This window comes from Paenibacillus sp. 2TAB23 (genome assembly GCF_052115165.1).
GTDB lineage: Bacteria > Bacillota > Bacilli > Paenibacillales > Paenibacillaceae > Pristimantibacillus.
The window spans coordinates 425890-440073 of sequence record NZ_JBFRGD010000001.1; the positions used below are offsets into that span (position 1 = coordinate 425890).

Below are 14184 nucleotides of genomic sequence, written 5' to 3' on the forward strand. Positions count from 1 at the left end.
TATCGAATGTTTGCGGAAATTTCTGCTGCCGTAGCTTAATGAAGCGTCCTTAATCTAATACTTTATGTTCTGCTGACACATGGCGAATCGATTACTCCATAAAAAAGCCCCTCAAGCTGCAGTGTTGAACTGTGACCCATAAGAAGGACACTTTGAAAAAAGTGACCCTCTTATGGGTCACAGTTCAGTGGTTGCCCAATAGGGCTTCGCAATGTTTGCTCTCGGGGGCTTAAACGATCCGTCGAAGCAAGCGTCCTTGTTTCCAGCTTAGCTTACGATACGGCTTTCCGGCCTCGCTTGCAGCCACCTTTGCTGCAGGACTTATACGTGCCCGTGAAATCCAGCCGGTGGTCCGTTACCTTAAATCCGAATTCGCGTTCAATGCGCTGCTCGATCTCGCAGAGCCAGTCCTCCTTGATTTCTGTGAGCGAGCCGCACTCGTCGCAGATAAGGTGGTGATGCATATGCTCATGCCCTTCCTCCCGAAGATCATAGCGCGCTACGCCGTCGCCGAAATTCATCTTCTCCACGACATGGAGCTCAGCGAGCAGCTCAAGCGTGCGATAGACCGTTGCAAGCCCGATCTCGGAATATTTCTGTTTGACGAGCATGAACACGCCTTCTGCGCTCAAGTGGTCCATTTCGTTCTCGAGCAGTACTCGCAATATAATTTCACGCTGAGTCGTAAGCTTATATCCATTTGCCATCAAATGCCGGTTTATTCGGTCCATTTCTGCGGTGACGTTTAACATGCAGAGATACCTCCTCATATTCAAAGCCTTGACATCATTGAGTTTTACCAATGAAAAGGCTTACTTTTAGAATGATTATAATTTAATGGTAGTATACTTTTGCGAAATTAGCAAATACCATATTTTAATACGTGTCGCAGCACGTTCCTTGACATGCCAAACGTTTATCGTCTATGATACAACTACAGTATTTCGTAAGTATTACTAATAAAGGACAGGTGAATATAATGAAGCAAGGCATACATCCCGCATATCATCAGGTTTTGTTTTTTGACGTGAGCAGCGGCTTCAAAATGTTGACGGGCTCGACCAAATCGTCGAATGAGAAAATGGAATGGGAAGACGGCAACAGCTACCCGGTTATCCGCGTAGATACTAGCTCAGCCTCGCATCCGTTCTATACGGGCAAACAGCGCAATACGGATAAAGGCGGACGCGTTGACCGGTTTAACCAACGTATCCAACAAAAGAAATAAGCATATCAACTTCAAAAAAGCTCTTAACGTCCGCTTAGCCATAAGCCGGCTCGTTAAGAGCATTTTTCTATTTATCGTTCTTATAAGACGGCTGATATGCCCCCATCAATATTCACCGAAGTTCCTGTAACAAAAGATGCGGCCTCCGATACTAGGAATCCGATGACATTCGCCGCTTCCTGTGCATGGCCGATTCGTCCGAGCGGTATGCCGTGACGCGGATCGGCGGCAAACGCTTCCCAGCTTAGCTCTGGTGACTTAGCTTGCCACATGCGCTCAATCTGCGCGCTTCGAATGAGTCCGATGCAGACGGCGTTCACTCGTATGCCAGCTCCAGCGAGATCCTTGCTCATGGCCTTCGTAAGCGCCAGTCCTGCTGCACGGCTGACAGAGGTCGGCAAAGACGATGCTCCCGGCGTTTTGCCGCCAATCGCAGTGACGTTGACGATCGCTCCTCCGCCAGCTTGCCGCATATACGGCAGCGCTGCCTGGGAGAATTGAACGGCACCGAGCAGCTTTAAATCCAGATCCGCTGACCAGGCTTCTTGGTCTACCTGCTCGAACGGCTTGGCTGCCGATGTTCCCGCATTGTTCACAAGAATATGTACGCTGCCAAATCTATTAACGGTTTCCTCGATCACGCGAGCCGCCTCACCTGTCTTCGAGACGTCCGCGCTAATAGCAAGCACTTCTTTACCCGTCTGTTCGTTAATCTGCTCCGCTGCTCTGCGTAGCGCTGCCTCTTCCCTTGCGACAATTGCAACCTCAGCACCCTCTGAGGCCAGCAGCAGTGCCGTAGTAAAGCCGATGCCTTTGCTCCCGCCTGTTATGACCGCAATTTTTCCTTTAAGCCCAAGCTCCATCTTATTTCCTCCCCTGCTGCCGCGCAGCTGTTTATTTCTGAACCGTTCGAATCACCTTCTGAACCTCTTCGTTAATATCCACTTCGGTATGCGCAGGCAAATTCACTATGAAGATGCCGCCGAACACTTGCTGGGATTTGCCTTGCCAATCACGTATTTTGTTTTTGAGCACCTTTAGCTCAAGCGAATAGATGACCTCTTTGCTGAGCAGCCAATTATGGCGCGTAAATGTCGATTTTTCAATGGTTTCGATATAGATGGATACATCCTCTAACGTTTTTACGCGAATGACATCCCCGAATGCTACATTTTCCGTAAAAACAGGATTTTCTTCTATTCGATAGATATCCGTATCAAGCTGAATGACATCTAGTACTTCAACCTCTTGGCCTGCTCCGTCGAAGCTAAGATGCAACGGTATAAAATCTTGAATGCTGCTCACCCTCTATATCTATTTTCAGTGAAGCTTCAATAAAACGGTTTTAGCTGATGGCCACATTGGCGAAATGCTCTACGGTTGGGAATGGATCGTAGTAATGATGCAAGTATTTCTTCCAAGTCAAATATTCCTCTGATTGGCGAAAACCTTCTGTGTGGTCCTCGAGCGTTTCCCATCTTACTAGCAATAGGTATTTATGGCTCACCTCTATACATTTCTGAAGCTCATGCCCCTGGTAGCCCTTCATACTCGAGATAATTGCCGAAGCGCGCTTGAAATCACGCTCGAACGCTTCTGCCAGGCCCTCTTTGACCTGCAGCACTGCAGCCTCCAGAATCATTGTACCAGCTCCTTTATATAAATCTAGCATATACGAATTGCCATTAAAACGCTACATGATGTCTATTGGACACGGCAAAGAAGCAACCCCCAGCGGAGCTTGCTTCTTTTTAGGCTATTGCGATGTCGTACAACAGAATCGTTCACCCTAATGGAAGATTATCCAATAGGCTGCACAGCATGTGCTTTTCGAATAAACGCGATATCTTGGGCCAATACTGCTTGGCTGTTCGCACCGAACCACTCGAGCGAGGCGAAACGGTCCGCTTGTGCGCCATTTGCATCCCTTTTTATTTGCTCCAGCACGGGTCGGTAATCGATGGCCCCCTCGCACAGCGGAACCATTCCGCTGCGGTCTCCGCTCGGCGAATACACATTATGCGGCTCAAACAGCTTGGCTTGCTGAAGTGAAGCACTATTTTTCAAGTGATAGTAGTCGACCCATGGGTTAAGCAGTGCTAGCGATGCTAGCGGGTCAGCTCCCGATTCCCACATATGGAATACGTCCAGGTTAAGCCGAATGGCAGGATGGTCAAGCTCCTCCATCAATCGCAGCGTGCTGTCCAATCGGTCGGCCAGCGTATTCGGATGGGTCTCTAGCAGCAGCTTTTTGCCTGCACTTGCGCACAAATCGCCGATGAACCGCAGCCGTTCGAGATATTGCGTCCATTCCGCCCTTCCTGCTTCCCCGCTTGGCCGTTCGCCTGCAAACGTGCGGATACGGCTCACGTTAAACCAATTAGCGAGCGCAATCACTTGCTTGGTCTGCTCCGCAATCCGGGAATAGTCTACATCAAGAGCAATATTCAAGTAATCGCTTAGCATCGATACTTCCAGTCCGTGCTTTGTGATCTGCGCTCCCGGATCTTCCATTCGGCCATAGCTGCCCTTAGCCTCATAAATGCTGCGGGCATGCGTTCCCCATAGCTCGATGCCGTTAAACCCATTCGCAGCAGCGAATGCAATCAATTCATTCATAGAAATTAACTGATGGCGGAACGAGATCGTGCATAACGCGATTTTCATATCGGACCTCCTGCTTCGACAGCTGCATGCTCGCGCCATCGGAAGAAAAACTGCTCAAGTCCCTGTTTAATCTGTTTTTCAACGTCGTCAAGGCGGTCCAAGTGTGTGTGAATGGTTTCAACAAGCTCCATTCGGTACGTAGTGGCCAGCTTAATCGCTAAATACTGGACCGTCGTATAGCCCTGCACCAGCTCCTCGACCAGGTCACTGTAGCGAATGAACGCAGAATCACTTGGATCCCGCTCCGGCATCAAATACATAAAAGCATGCTCATAGCCGTATTTTCTTATGGCGAGCACCTTCAGCTGGCGCAGCGAAGGCGTAAGGCGACGCAGCTGTTCTGCTTCGCCGCCTGCCGACAGCCTTGCGACAATGCCTCTGATTTGTGCGGTCAGTTCATTACGGTCCCCCTTGAAGGTGGCCAAAAACAGCTGCTCCACGTTCTCCCTGGCAGGCTCTTGAATACGGATGGCGTCTATATAATAACCACCGCCGAATGCATTGCCTCTTATCGCCTCAAGCACGCGCTCGCGGCGCACGATGCCCTCCCAGCGAAAATCCGGATCGCACATGAACCATTCGTCCTCATTATCTGTTTTCTCAATCATGAGAAAATGCGGAAACGGCTTCTGGTGAAATTTATTTTCACGCTCCGGCATAAGCGCCATGTCAATGTGAACGATAATGGACCGATGCGCAGGCTTCTCCTCCAGCAATTGGAGCAGCACCTCGACATTGTATGCCTTGCTGCGCGAGAAATCATACCATTCTTTTACCGGCAGTCCGAACAGCTGCGTGTACCAATTCAAATAAGCCTCATGCGTGATGTCCTTCGAGAAATAAGACAGCTCCTCGTTCTCATTTACGACAAAGTCCCCGTCCCATACTCCAAAATAAAATGGCCTGTAATCAACAGAGCTGTTTCGTTTCACAATTTCACATAAACAGCTGATTAAGCAATGGACCTTTATCGACTCTTCTCCCTCAAGCGGCTGATTCATCATCGTCCAAGATCACCTGCCACGTTCAAGTCGAGTGATTCCAGCTTCATGATAAAATCCAGCAAAGAGCCAACCGTCCCAAACACGCTTGGGTCTACCTCGTCCTCCGGCACAAAAAGCCTCATATCTTCTTCGATAAATACGATAAGCTGCAGAATCATGACCGAATCCAAATATAAATCCTCATTTAACCGAATGCTTTCTTCCAAGGGCTGCAGCTTCCTTACCGTTTCCGATTCCAAACGATGGATGAGGAGCTGCTCCAGCTTTTCCTTGGCCTCTGCTCTTAACATTGCACAACCTCCTCCAGCTCCAATTGACGCCTGCTTATTTTACCGGTAGCACCTTTTGGGATTTCGCTCACGAGAGCAATATCAAGCGGAGCCTTGTAGGCAGGAAGCCGCTTCAAGCACCATTCCCGCACCGCCTCAGGCTGTATCGTCTCCTCGGCGACAGCCAGGCATCTGACCTTATCGCCTGCAATCGGATGGTTCCCGCGATAAATGACATTCTCTTTGATCCCTGGCATTAAAGCGATAACCGCCTCTACCTCGAGAGGGTACACCTTAAGGCCGCCAACGTTGATCACATCATCAAGCCTCGATACATAGGTAAGCGTTCCATCGGCATGTACAAGTCCGAGATCGCCCGTTCTCACCTTTAATTCGGAAGACTCGGCAACGAGTTCAGCTGGCGTCCCCTTCATCAGCGGCTCACCGTCAGCCGAAGCAGCACTAACCTTCCATTTGCGAAGCGGCAATCCTAAATCATGCACCGATTTCATTCTCGTGCTCAAGCTGATGCAGCCTGCCTCCGAGCAGCCATATTGCTGCAGCAGGGTGCTTCCCGTTTGACCGAGCTGCTCGAATTGGCGGACAGACATAGGCATCCCCGAGCTCATCAGCCTATTCAGCTTCACTTGCGCATGGCTTAAAGCGGCAATGGTTTGCAGCTGGGCCGGTACGCCGTATACGATATGATCCGGAAAGTCGCGTATGAGCCCTAGCGTAAGCTTCGGATTTGCATTCGTCACGACAATAGGCTCTGCTCCTCTGGATAGGGAAGCTAACACACCGCATAATAAGCCGTATGAATGGGTGACAGGCGTCAATACGATCGGCGTGGTTTCGGCACTTAGCCCGATTGCATCGTTGTAAGACGCGATTTCATCCTGTATCATGTGCCAGCTCCGGCCGAGGAGCTTCGGGTAGCCCGTCGTCCCCGAGCTGAACTGGTATACCATCGCTTCGTTGTCCGTGATAACGGCTGCTGAGCCATGATTGGCGAAATATGTTGCCGGCTCCTGATAGATCAATCCCGCGCATCCAGCTTCCTCCATCGTTGAGAGCGCTGCTTCAAACGGCGTACCGCCATGCATGAGCAATATGGAGCCTCCATATTCCTTCAGATACAGCACTAACGATATCAGCTGCGCGGCATCGGAGATGCATAAAGCGAAACGCTTCCCCTGCGGTTTTTGCAGATGCGGCAATCTCAAATAGGCATGCCAGTTCCGTTCATGCTCCGCCACGGATATTTTATTTCGATTGACCTGAAGCATAGCTGTGCAGCTCCTCTCTATTTTTTTTCTCACCAAGCGCTATCCGTTCTTCGCGTACCAGCTCTTCCATCGCCGAATACAACGGATTCTCAACCATATGGCAGTGCTCGATTGCTTCCGATTGCAGCCTGCTGTTCGCGAGCTGCTCGACGGGACAGCTTGGCACGAAAAGGTCGAATTGCTTGAAGCGCTCGCACTCGTCTTGATATTGCTTCTGATGCGCGGAGAGAACCTTAACGGCAAGCTTCCAGAAATCTTCCTCCCTGAAGCCGTACCGATCATGAAGCAGGAGTGCCAGCTCGCCTAAATTAATCATGAACAAAGCGTCAAGCGTCATTGCGACAAGCGATGAGCATTCCTTCATCTCGTAGTAATCATCCAGCTTCCCTTGGGCGTAGACGGGATGGATTTCTGTGAATCGAGGAGGCGGAACGATGGAGCTTGCCCAAGCCTCGCAATATTCGACGCCTTCATGGAAATCTTTGAGCGCTACCCTAGCCGGCAAGCCGTTTTGATGCACAAGAATCATGTTCTGCGCATGTGATTCTAGAGCTATTCCGTGCATAACGAGCAAATGAACGACAGGCAGCATCGCGACTTCAAGCAGCTTCTCCAGCCATACCGTAATGCCGATTCGCTGTATCCACGGATCGATAAACGGCGTCCCGTCAGATTCAAGCGCATACAAGGCGTGGAATGGAACTGCTTGCTCATCGGCTGCCAAATACCTATGCACGCTCTCTCGCCAAATCGTTCCCAGTGCTCCGTAACGCTCAATCTCCCGTGGATCGCTGCATTCCGCCTCTGCGTCAGCTTGAAAGGTCACACCGGCGAATTCCTTCAAAATAATGACGCGTGCCTCGTTATTGAAATAGCTGTCTGCCTGGGCGATTCTGCTCAACCATTCTGAAACAGCTGGCGCGCTGACGACTGAATGAGGAGTAAGCGAGCGAACGGATGACGTGTTTCGGATATGCAAGGAAAGCTTCACGCTGGCCTTTTGGGGATGGGATGCATTGGATAGCGTTCGTATCGACTGCTGAGCCAGATAAGCGTCCGTGCCGCTGCCCAAGAGGACAATTTGCTTATCATGCAGTTCATTTATGAAAGCGGGGACAATTTTGTTTCTCCATTGCCAGGGGTGCACAGGCAGCCATATGTATCGCAGCGGATCGCAGCCAGCCTGCACCAGCCGATCGCGGAACGCAGCCATTTGCTCTTCGCCCAGCTCTTCAACAAGCAATTGCTCAAAGCTCGCCCCGCCTATGATCGCTGATTTAGCGATCTTTTTGTCGATAGCCACCCACAAGGGGCGAAGCTCTTGCTTGTACTCCGGGCCGTAAGCATAATTGTCCTCATAATGAAAGCCCATCCTTGACTTGTAGCATGGATGGTATGGATGTCCGTCCATCACTTCCCTCTCCAGCTCATCAAAAGATAAACCTTTTAACGGTAAGAAGCGCATCGCTCGCTCATATTGCGCGAGAACGTCCTTGAGCCGCGTTTGTTCGAGCTCCTCAGCCATCGCCCTAAGATTGCCGCTGCCGTTTCCTTCTCCATTGCCTGCTAGAAGCTCGAACAGCACCTGTCCTGGCTGCAAATCCTGATATACAGCATTGTTCACTGTCCGAATGACAGAATCTCGTTCAAGTTTAATTCTCCCGAACGTATAGGCCCTTCTGCCTGAGCAGCTGTAGGTCACCATTTGCCCGAATGCATCCTTGCCATCCATCCTAAAGACGAGCTTTTCCCCGTTTTTTTCCTGACGAGGCATAACAATCTGTTCGTAGAGCAGCGATTCCAACAGCTGCCTAACGATTCTTTCCGTAACCTGTTTGTAAATAGGCGAAGCGATTGCCTCGCTAACCTGATGCGCCTGCCGAAGCAATGTTGCTCCCTCCTTTTGCTTGCCTATTGGATCATAACGCAGCTGTCAGCTTTCGTGAGGCTTCCAGGCTTGAGTCCTGAACGGTACGATAGACGGGATTATCTATTTGAACATAGATAGCCGGGGTCTCATGGCTTCCCGCAAGCTCATCCACGTCATGGAAGCGAGTCAGCAGATTCGCTTTGCAGGGCAGCTTATCATTCTCCAGCAGCATCTCAAGCAAAGCGGAGCCGTCACGGCTGAGCGGAAGATGGGCAACAAGCACAGTGACTAGCTCCATCAGAAGCTCGCTTTCCGCGATTAAGCCTTCTGAGCCAAAGCCCTGTATCAAGCCAAACATATGATTTATGATGACGTAATAGCAAAATCGCTCATCGACGACTTGATCTTCATAGAAATTGCCTGTCGCATCCCCAATACCCGGTAAAGCCTGCTGCAGCACCGCCCTCATCGATTCGCAGAAATAATAGCCTTGATTATCGCGGTAATAATAATGAGCCGGGTAGCCTTCCTCTAGCCGAATCACGCTATTCTGCTGATGAGCTTCTAGCGCCACTCCGTATTTCATGTATAGCCACAGCATTGGGCAAAGGGAGAGCTTCAAATAGCGTTTGAACCAGTCCTTGCTTACTTCGGCAGCCGATCTTCCTTCACGCAGTGCGATTGCTTCAATGATGTTCGCCAATCGTGATCTGCTGCCAGGCATGGCCTGCTGCACAAGCGCCGCGATTAACGTGACTTGCTCCGCTTGCTTATTCATGAATGGGTTCATGCGAAGCACGACCTCAAAGCCGGATTCAGCTTTCAATTGTGACTGAAGCGTAATGAATGCAGGATCATGAACGATGGTAAAGCCAGGATAATGCCTGCTCACATCACCAACCGCGGTGCCAAAGAGCCTCATGACTTCCCCGCCGCAGCCAAGCTCCCTTGTTTTGTTGATCCGAAGCGAATTCGTTACTTTTATGGGGGCAGATACCTTTATCATGAATGGGGCTCTCGCATGATAGAGCGTGCGTATGGAAGAGGTAGCATAATATTCCTCGCCCAGCTGCCCTAGATTGAGCAGCATGCCGGAATCCAGCCAGCCATGAACCTCCGGCGCGCTCAGCATATGTTCTGCTTGCAAGGGATGCACGGGGAGGATTGACCACTCGTTAGAGCGGACATAGTTTTGAATCGGATGGGACTTCAATTGTTCCTGCTCGGATAGATGCTTTTTGATCCAAACCGTTGCTGATTGCTCTAAACAAGAGCCTTCCTTGACGATCTGGGTTCTAGCCGCAAAATAATGCATGCGCAGCTTTCCCTTCAGCTCAGGGGAATAATCTATTTTTCTTGTATCGGGAATGCCTTGCCTGCTTTTGGGAGTCGGATGCATTGAATGGCCAAAAATCAATGATTGCTCCGCGTCGATGAAAGTGAACAATGTTCCGTAAAGGCTATCGCAATCGTCTAACCTCGCTTCGATGAATGACTGAATATGATGGCAGCTCTGGATAACCCGATAAACGAATTCCCCGGCGAATTGGCCATTCTCATAAATGATGGATAGCTCCTTCACCAGTAATGCCGTTAACGTCAAATAATCAGCCTCTAGCATCGTCCCTTGCGGAGAGTTGCGGTAGAACAGAGGAAACTCGTATCGATGCACTCCGGTAGCGGATACGTATTGGACTGCGGCATACACATCAACTTGCTGGCGGCACAGATGAATGTGCAAATAATGGATCGAATCGAATCGATTCCTTTTTACAGGAAGCTCAACAGAAAGGAGAGGCCCGATGCAATGATCAATACCCGTCTCACGCAAATAACAGTTGAGAACATTCGTTATAGTAGCTTCTTCGGCGAATCGCTTCGCATCGGAATGAGCTTGATCATGTATCGATAGCTTGCGAGTCTTTCCCTTCGCCTCATCACTCGTTTGCGACGTGTTAACGATAAAATTACCTCCCTGTTCGAACGTTTGTGTGCTGCGGCATTTACTTCATTTGATATCGTAAATGATTATCATTATCAATACAACCATCTGGATAAAAATGGTTCTTTTTAACTACGAAGCCTTCTTCCCTTGTTTTTGTTCGTCACCATTCGACATAAATCCGTTTTGTTTTTTTTGCTCATTCATAAATATGTTGCTGTGTGGAAACATTATTTACATAAGACAAAAACGGTTGGAGGCCCTTCTTGCATTACATCTACAGCTCAGCTCTGCTGCTTACGGGATTGCTTGTCGTCAATGCGGTATATTCGTATCAGAACAAGCACATTGATCCCCATTTCTGGACAACCCTCAAATTTCAACTGCTGGCTTTACCGTTGTTTCTCATCGCTAATCTATGTATTGGCTATGGCATTAAATGGGGGTATAAGGCGATAGGTAGCTTAGGCTACGTGTTGCTTGCCTCCAAAGGAATTGAGCTGTTTGTATCACTGCTTATGGGCTTCATCTTTATGAGGGAAACGCCTTCGTGGCGAACATGGACAGGGCTTGCTATTATCCTGATCGGTTTTTTTGTAGCCAAAGGAAAATAGCCGGCAGGGATCTAGGAAAAACCGCTCAAGCCAAAAGAACGGTCTCCCGTTAAGCTGCGCTCGGGGAGACCGTTCTTCTCTATCTATAGAACTATGACGTTAAACCTTTGTCTATTTAGTCGTTTTCCTAGTCTTAATCCCTGCCCCTATCCCTATCCCTATCCTTCTGTTCGCCATCCCTGTCTCTCTCTTTGTTCTCCCTACTTTTTCGGTCCTTCTTCTCTTCTCTTTCACGTTCTTTTTTTGACTTCTCATTTTTTTTTTCTTTTTCACGCTTTTCCTTTTCGTTCTTTTTTTTGTCCTCAGCCTTATCGTTGTCTTTATCCTTATTGCTTTCTTTCTTCTTATTCAATATAAGCTCAGGAGTGTCCGGGAAAGAAAGTACCGGCTCATTCTTCAAAGCTGCTGTAAACAACGCTTGGAATACGGATGCTGCCGCTTTAGAGCTTGTGGACAAATAATGGCTGCTGTCGGTCTGATCGTAACCTAGCCACACCGCCCCAACCAGCTGAGGCGTATAGCCTACAAACCAGTTATCCTTCGCGCCGTAGCCTTCAGTCCCCGGCATTTGCGTCGTTCCGGATTTGCCTGCAAGCACGCGACCTTCTAAAGCTGCCGAAGTCCCCGTTCCCTCCCCAATAACGCCCTGCAGCATGGCAGTCATCATGCGGGCAACGGCTGGCTCTGTCACCTTCGAGCTGCGCTTATCCTGCTCGAATAAACCTAATACCTCGCCCTCTGCGGATTCGATACGAGTTATCGCATGCGCGTTGATCCTTACGCCGTCATTGGCAAACACACCGAATGCCTCAGCCATATGGACCGGTGCCACGCCTTCGTGAAGACCGCCAAGCGCAAGTCCCAATGATTGATCTTCCTTTGACAATGGAATGCCGAATCTGTCAGCAGCATCCATTCCTTTTTGAATTCCCATTTCATTCAATAGCTTCACGGCTGGAATATTGTAGGAATGAATAAGCGCTTCGTACAATGATACCTTTCCGTGAAAGGAACCGTCTGCATTCTGAGGCTCATAACCGTTTATGTTGACTGGTTCGTCTACCAGCTCATCCGCAGGCATATATCCAAGCTCCAATGCAGGCGTATAGACGACTGCCGGCTTAATCGTAGAGCCTGGCTGACGCTTCAACTGCGTGGCTCTGTTAAAGCCTCGGAAGGGCTGCTCGCCTCTCCCGCCAACAAGCGCGCGAATGCCGCCGTTTCGCGGATCTACAAGGACAGTGCCGCTTTGGATAAGCTGATCCTTCGCGCTCTCGGGAAATAGTGAATTCTTCGCATATACCTGCTCCGCTGCTTGCTGCATGTCCGTATTCAATTCCGTATAAATGCGCAGACCGCCCTGAAGCACCTCATTCTCTGATAGGCCATACTCAGCCATTGCTTCACGGATAATTTGATCGACATAATATGGATAATGGATGTCATCGACCCGGTTAGGCTTCGCGCTCAATAGGACAATCGGCTCTTCCAAGGCGCTTCTGTAAATCGCTTCGGTAATCAGTCCCTGCTCCTTCATAAGCTGAAGCACAACATTTCGCCTCTCCAGTGCCTTCTCTTTATGCTTATAGGGGGTTAGTGCGGATGGAGCTTTAATTAATCCCGCCAGCAAGGCTGCCTCTGCTACGGTCAACTGCTCGGCCTCCTTGCCGAAATACGTGCTAGCAGCCCGATTAATTCCCCATGCGCCTTCCCCATAATAAATTTGGTTCAGATACATCTCCATAATCTGCTGCTTGCTGTAATGCTCCTCAATTTTTTGCGCCAGCAGCAGCTCGTTCCACTTCCTCGACCACGTCCGCTCCTGCGACAAGAAGACATTTTTGGCTAGCTGCTGCGTAATCGTGCTTCCGCCTTGAACGGTTCCGCCCGATGTAAAGTTGGTCACGACAGCTCGGCTAATGGCGCGCACATCCATGCCGTCATGCTTGAAAAACCGCTTGTCCTCAACCGCCACAACGGCATCGACCATATGTTTTGGAATATCCGAATAATTCATTTCTTCTATTTTGTTGAATGCAATGCGTGTTGCTTCTTTACCATCCTTGTCATATACGACCGTCGCAGCCGGCAGCGGCACATCGAGCCGCTTGATGTCCTGTGCGTCAATCATTAGCCGAAAGGTCGTCCAGCCGCCCAGCATCATAATGAGCAGGACCGCTGCAGCCAAAATCATTAACATTTTTATTGTTTTTCTTTTCTTTGATAATCCAGATTTCTTTTTCATGCTGTTTCCCCCATGTTGATACTATTCTTCTTTTTACACTATTCGCAGGCTGCACCATTTTTCAGCGCATGTGTGTCCACTATGCAACCCGCTCATAAAAAAATGCCAGAGCGCAGCAGCCTGCTCTCTAGCATTTCTTAGACCATTTCAAACAAGTATAAACATTCTTCTGCCGCATATAGGTCCACTTCGAAGCATCAAGCTGCGAAGCCTGTCCTTAAAGTCGTCATCTTTGATCTATTGGATTACGCCTGCATCATCAGATGAGTAAACTCCCCATATGCCTCCGCCAGCAGCAGATTGTAATTGGCCCGCTTGTTCAGAAATTGCTTGTACTGCACCCATGCAATTTCATCCTCCGGGTTCGCTTCCAAATAGGTTTCAAGCTCCTCGATCGTCTGCTCAATTTCATAGTATACTTCGCCGTTTATCACATTTGCTTCGCCTCTCCTGCTCAACTGATTCCAATCCTCAATCAACTTATTGGCCTCCTGCCGCCCAATTCTATGATTTTGCAAAGCTACGTGCGAACTTGCAGCAATAGGGCTTCGTTAACTACTATATGCAGCCATACACCGATGAGAACCTTTTTTCTAAAAAGCTGGTTTTCGATTATTTCCCAAGAAATGATCGAATTCTGACTAATCTTGCTGATTCACAATCGATTCATGTGGGTATTTGAGACTATCCAAATCACTAAAGGAGTGGTTCAAATGGCAACGGGACATCGCAATGTGGAAATTGAAGAACGTCATGTTGAGAAAAAATCCGATTCCAGCTTGGTCGCGTCCACGTTTATTAAATACGCAGCTTACATCATTATATTTTTTGGGGCGTTATACTTCCTTGTACGGTACGTCTTCCCCATGTTCTAAAAGCATCATCATGAGCTGTTTCAAAAGCAGCGCTTGAAAATTTCAGCCTCTACGTTGTACGAACTATGGGATAAAAAATAACCTTCAGCTCCACTCTAATGATATGCTCCCATCAAGTTAGAAGTAGAATTTTTGTTTTTTCTACTGTCTACTATGATGGGAGCACTTCACTAACGTGGCG

Annotated in this window: 15 protein-coding genes; 3 read left to right on the plus strand and 12 right to left on the minus strand. The window is 49.0% G+C overall.

The features are described from left to right. Positions 1-272: 272 nt before the first annotated feature. On the minus strand, positions 273-752 hold the full coding sequence (gene fur / locus AB4Z29_RS01905; protein WP_441941458.1) for a ferric iron uptake transcriptional regulator: 480 nt from the start codon (positions 750-752) through the stop codon (positions 273-275). Between the two features lie 227 nt (positions 753-979). Here fur and AB4Z29_RS01910 point away from each other — a divergent pair, with 227 nt between their 5' ends. Beyond that, positions 980-1228, plus strand: coding sequence for a type B 50S ribosomal protein L31 (locus AB4Z29_RS01910; protein ID WP_183569118.1), 249 nt, complete (start codon positions 980-982; stop codon positions 1226-1228). An 80-nt stretch (positions 1229-1308) separates the two neighbouring features. Here the strand turns inward: AB4Z29_RS01910 and AB4Z29_RS01915 are convergent, their stop codons facing one another. The 9 genes from AB4Z29_RS01915 to AB4Z29_RS01955 form a co-directional block, all read right to left on the minus strand. Further along, positions 1309-2091 (minus strand): SDR family NAD(P)-dependent oxidoreductase, encoded by a 783-nt coding sequence (locus AB4Z29_RS01915; RefSeq protein ID WP_441941459.1) that lies wholly within the window; start codon positions 2089-2091, stop codon positions 1309-1311. A gap of 31 nt (positions 2092-2122) precedes the next feature. After that, positions 2123-2533 carry a hypothetical protein gene (locus AB4Z29_RS01920; protein WP_441941460.1) on the minus strand — a complete coding sequence of 137 codons (411 nt, stop codon included), beginning with the start codon at positions 2531-2533 and terminating at the stop codon, positions 2123-2125. A gap of 40 nt (positions 2534-2573) precedes the next feature. Next, on the minus strand, positions 2574-2870 hold the full coding sequence (locus tag AB4Z29_RS01925; protein ID WP_441941461.1) for an antibiotic biosynthesis monooxygenase family protein: 297 nt from the start codon (positions 2868-2870) through the stop codon (positions 2574-2576). 158 nt (positions 2871-3028) lie between these two features. Next, positions 3029-3895, minus strand: coding sequence for a sugar phosphate isomerase/epimerase family protein (locus tag AB4Z29_RS01930; RefSeq protein WP_441941462.1), 867 nt, complete (start codon positions 3893-3895; stop codon positions 3029-3031). Continuing rightward, the gene (locus AB4Z29_RS01935) at positions 3892-4899 is read right to left on the minus strand and encodes a DUF6005 family protein (RefSeq protein ID WP_441941463.1); all 1008 of its coding nucleotides are present in this window, start codon (positions 4897-4899) and stop codon (positions 3892-3894) included. Before AB4Z29_RS01935 ends, AB4Z29_RS01930 begins: the two co-directional genes overlap by 4 nt. Then, positions 4896-5189 carry a petrobactin biosynthesis protein AsbD gene (locus tag AB4Z29_RS01940; protein ID WP_441941464.1) on the minus strand — a complete coding sequence of 98 codons (294 nt, stop codon included), beginning with the start codon at positions 5187-5189 and terminating at the stop codon, positions 4896-4898. The genes AB4Z29_RS01935 and AB4Z29_RS01940 overlap by 4 nt, the downstream gene beginning before the upstream one ends. Continuing rightward, on the minus strand, positions 5183-6457 hold the full coding sequence (locus tag AB4Z29_RS01945) for an AMP-binding protein (protein WP_441941465.1): 1275 nt from the start codon (positions 6455-6457) through the stop codon (positions 5183-5185). Before AB4Z29_RS01945 ends, AB4Z29_RS01940 begins: the two co-directional genes overlap by 7 nt. Continuing rightward, entirely contained in the window at positions 6435-8345 is a 1911-nt protein-coding gene (locus tag AB4Z29_RS01950) for an IucA/IucC family protein (RefSeq protein ID WP_441941466.1), read from the minus strand. Before AB4Z29_RS01950 ends, AB4Z29_RS01945 begins: the two co-directional genes overlap by 23 nt. 31 nt (positions 8346-8376) lie before the next feature. Next, positions 8377-10233 (minus strand): IucA/IucC family protein, encoded by a 1857-nt coding sequence (locus AB4Z29_RS01955; protein WP_441941585.1) that lies wholly within the window; start codon positions 10231-10233, stop codon positions 8377-8379. 302 nt (positions 10234-10535) lie between these two features. Between AB4Z29_RS01955 and AB4Z29_RS01960 the strand changes: the two genes are divergently transcribed. Next, positions 10536-10883: a hypothetical protein gene (locus AB4Z29_RS01960; RefSeq protein WP_441941467.1), complete on the plus strand. Its 348-nt coding sequence runs from the start codon at positions 10536-10538 to the stop codon at positions 10881-10883. A gap of 133 nt (positions 10884-11016) precedes the next feature. Here the strand turns inward: AB4Z29_RS01960 and AB4Z29_RS01965 are convergent, their stop codons facing one another. Then, positions 11017-13128, minus strand: a complete 2112-nt coding sequence (locus AB4Z29_RS01965) for a transglycosylase domain-containing protein (RefSeq protein WP_441941468.1) — start codon at positions 13126-13128, stop codon at positions 11017-11019. 245 nt (positions 13129-13373) lie between these two features. Continuing rightward, positions 13374-13607, minus strand: coding sequence for a hypothetical protein (locus AB4Z29_RS01970; RefSeq protein WP_441941469.1), 234 nt, complete (start codon positions 13605-13607; stop codon positions 13374-13376). Between the two features lie 234 nt (positions 13608-13841). Here AB4Z29_RS01970 and AB4Z29_RS01975 point away from each other — a divergent pair, with 234 nt between their 5' ends. Continuing rightward, positions 13842-14003 (plus strand): hypothetical protein, encoded by a 162-nt coding sequence (locus tag AB4Z29_RS01975; RefSeq protein WP_183569095.1) that lies wholly within the window; start codon positions 13842-13844, stop codon positions 14001-14003. The last annotated feature ends 181 nt before the right edge of the window (positions 14004-14184 follow it).

What these genes read in the sequence shown, in the direction of transcription:
- fur (WP_441941458.1), bottom strand. Translation starts at nt 752, where the DNA reads ATGTTAAACGTCACCGCAGAAATGGACCGAATAAACCGGCATTTGATG.
- AB4Z29_RS01910 (WP_183569118.1), top strand. Translation starts at nt 980, where the DNA reads ATGAAGCAAGGCATACATCCCGCATATCATCAGGTTTTGTTTTTTGAC.
- AB4Z29_RS01915 (WP_441941459.1), bottom strand. Translation starts at nt 2,091, where the DNA reads ATGGAGCTTGGGCTTAAAGGAAAAATTGCGGTCATAACAGGCGGGAGC.
- AB4Z29_RS01925 (WP_441941461.1), bottom strand. Translation starts at nt 2,870, where the DNA reads ATGATTCTGGAGGCTGCAGTGCTGCAGGTCAAAGAGGGCCTGGCAGAA.
- AB4Z29_RS01930 (WP_441941462.1), bottom strand. Translation starts at nt 3,895, where the DNA reads ATGAAAATCGCGTTATGCACGATCTCGTTCCGCCATCAGTTAATTTCT.
- AB4Z29_RS01935 (WP_441941463.1), bottom strand. Translation starts at nt 4,899, where the DNA reads ATGATGAATCAGCCGCTTGAGGGAGAAGAGTCGATAAAGGTCCATTGC.
- AB4Z29_RS01940 (WP_441941464.1), bottom strand. Translation starts at nt 5,189, where the DNA reads ATGTTAAGAGCAGAGGCCAAGGAAAAGCTGGAGCAGCTCCTCATCCAT.
- AB4Z29_RS01945 (WP_441941465.1), bottom strand. Translation starts at nt 6,457, where the DNA reads ATGCTTCAGGTCAATCGAAATAAAATATCCGTGGCGGAGCATGAACGG.
- AB4Z29_RS01965 (WP_441941468.1), bottom strand. Translation starts at nt 13,128, where the DNA reads ATGAAAAAGAAATCTGGATTATCAAAGAAAAGAAAAACAATAAAAATG.
- AB4Z29_RS01975 (WP_183569095.1), top strand. Translation starts at nt 13,842, where the DNA reads ATGGCAACGGGACATCGCAATGTGGAAATTGAAGAACGTCATGTTGAG.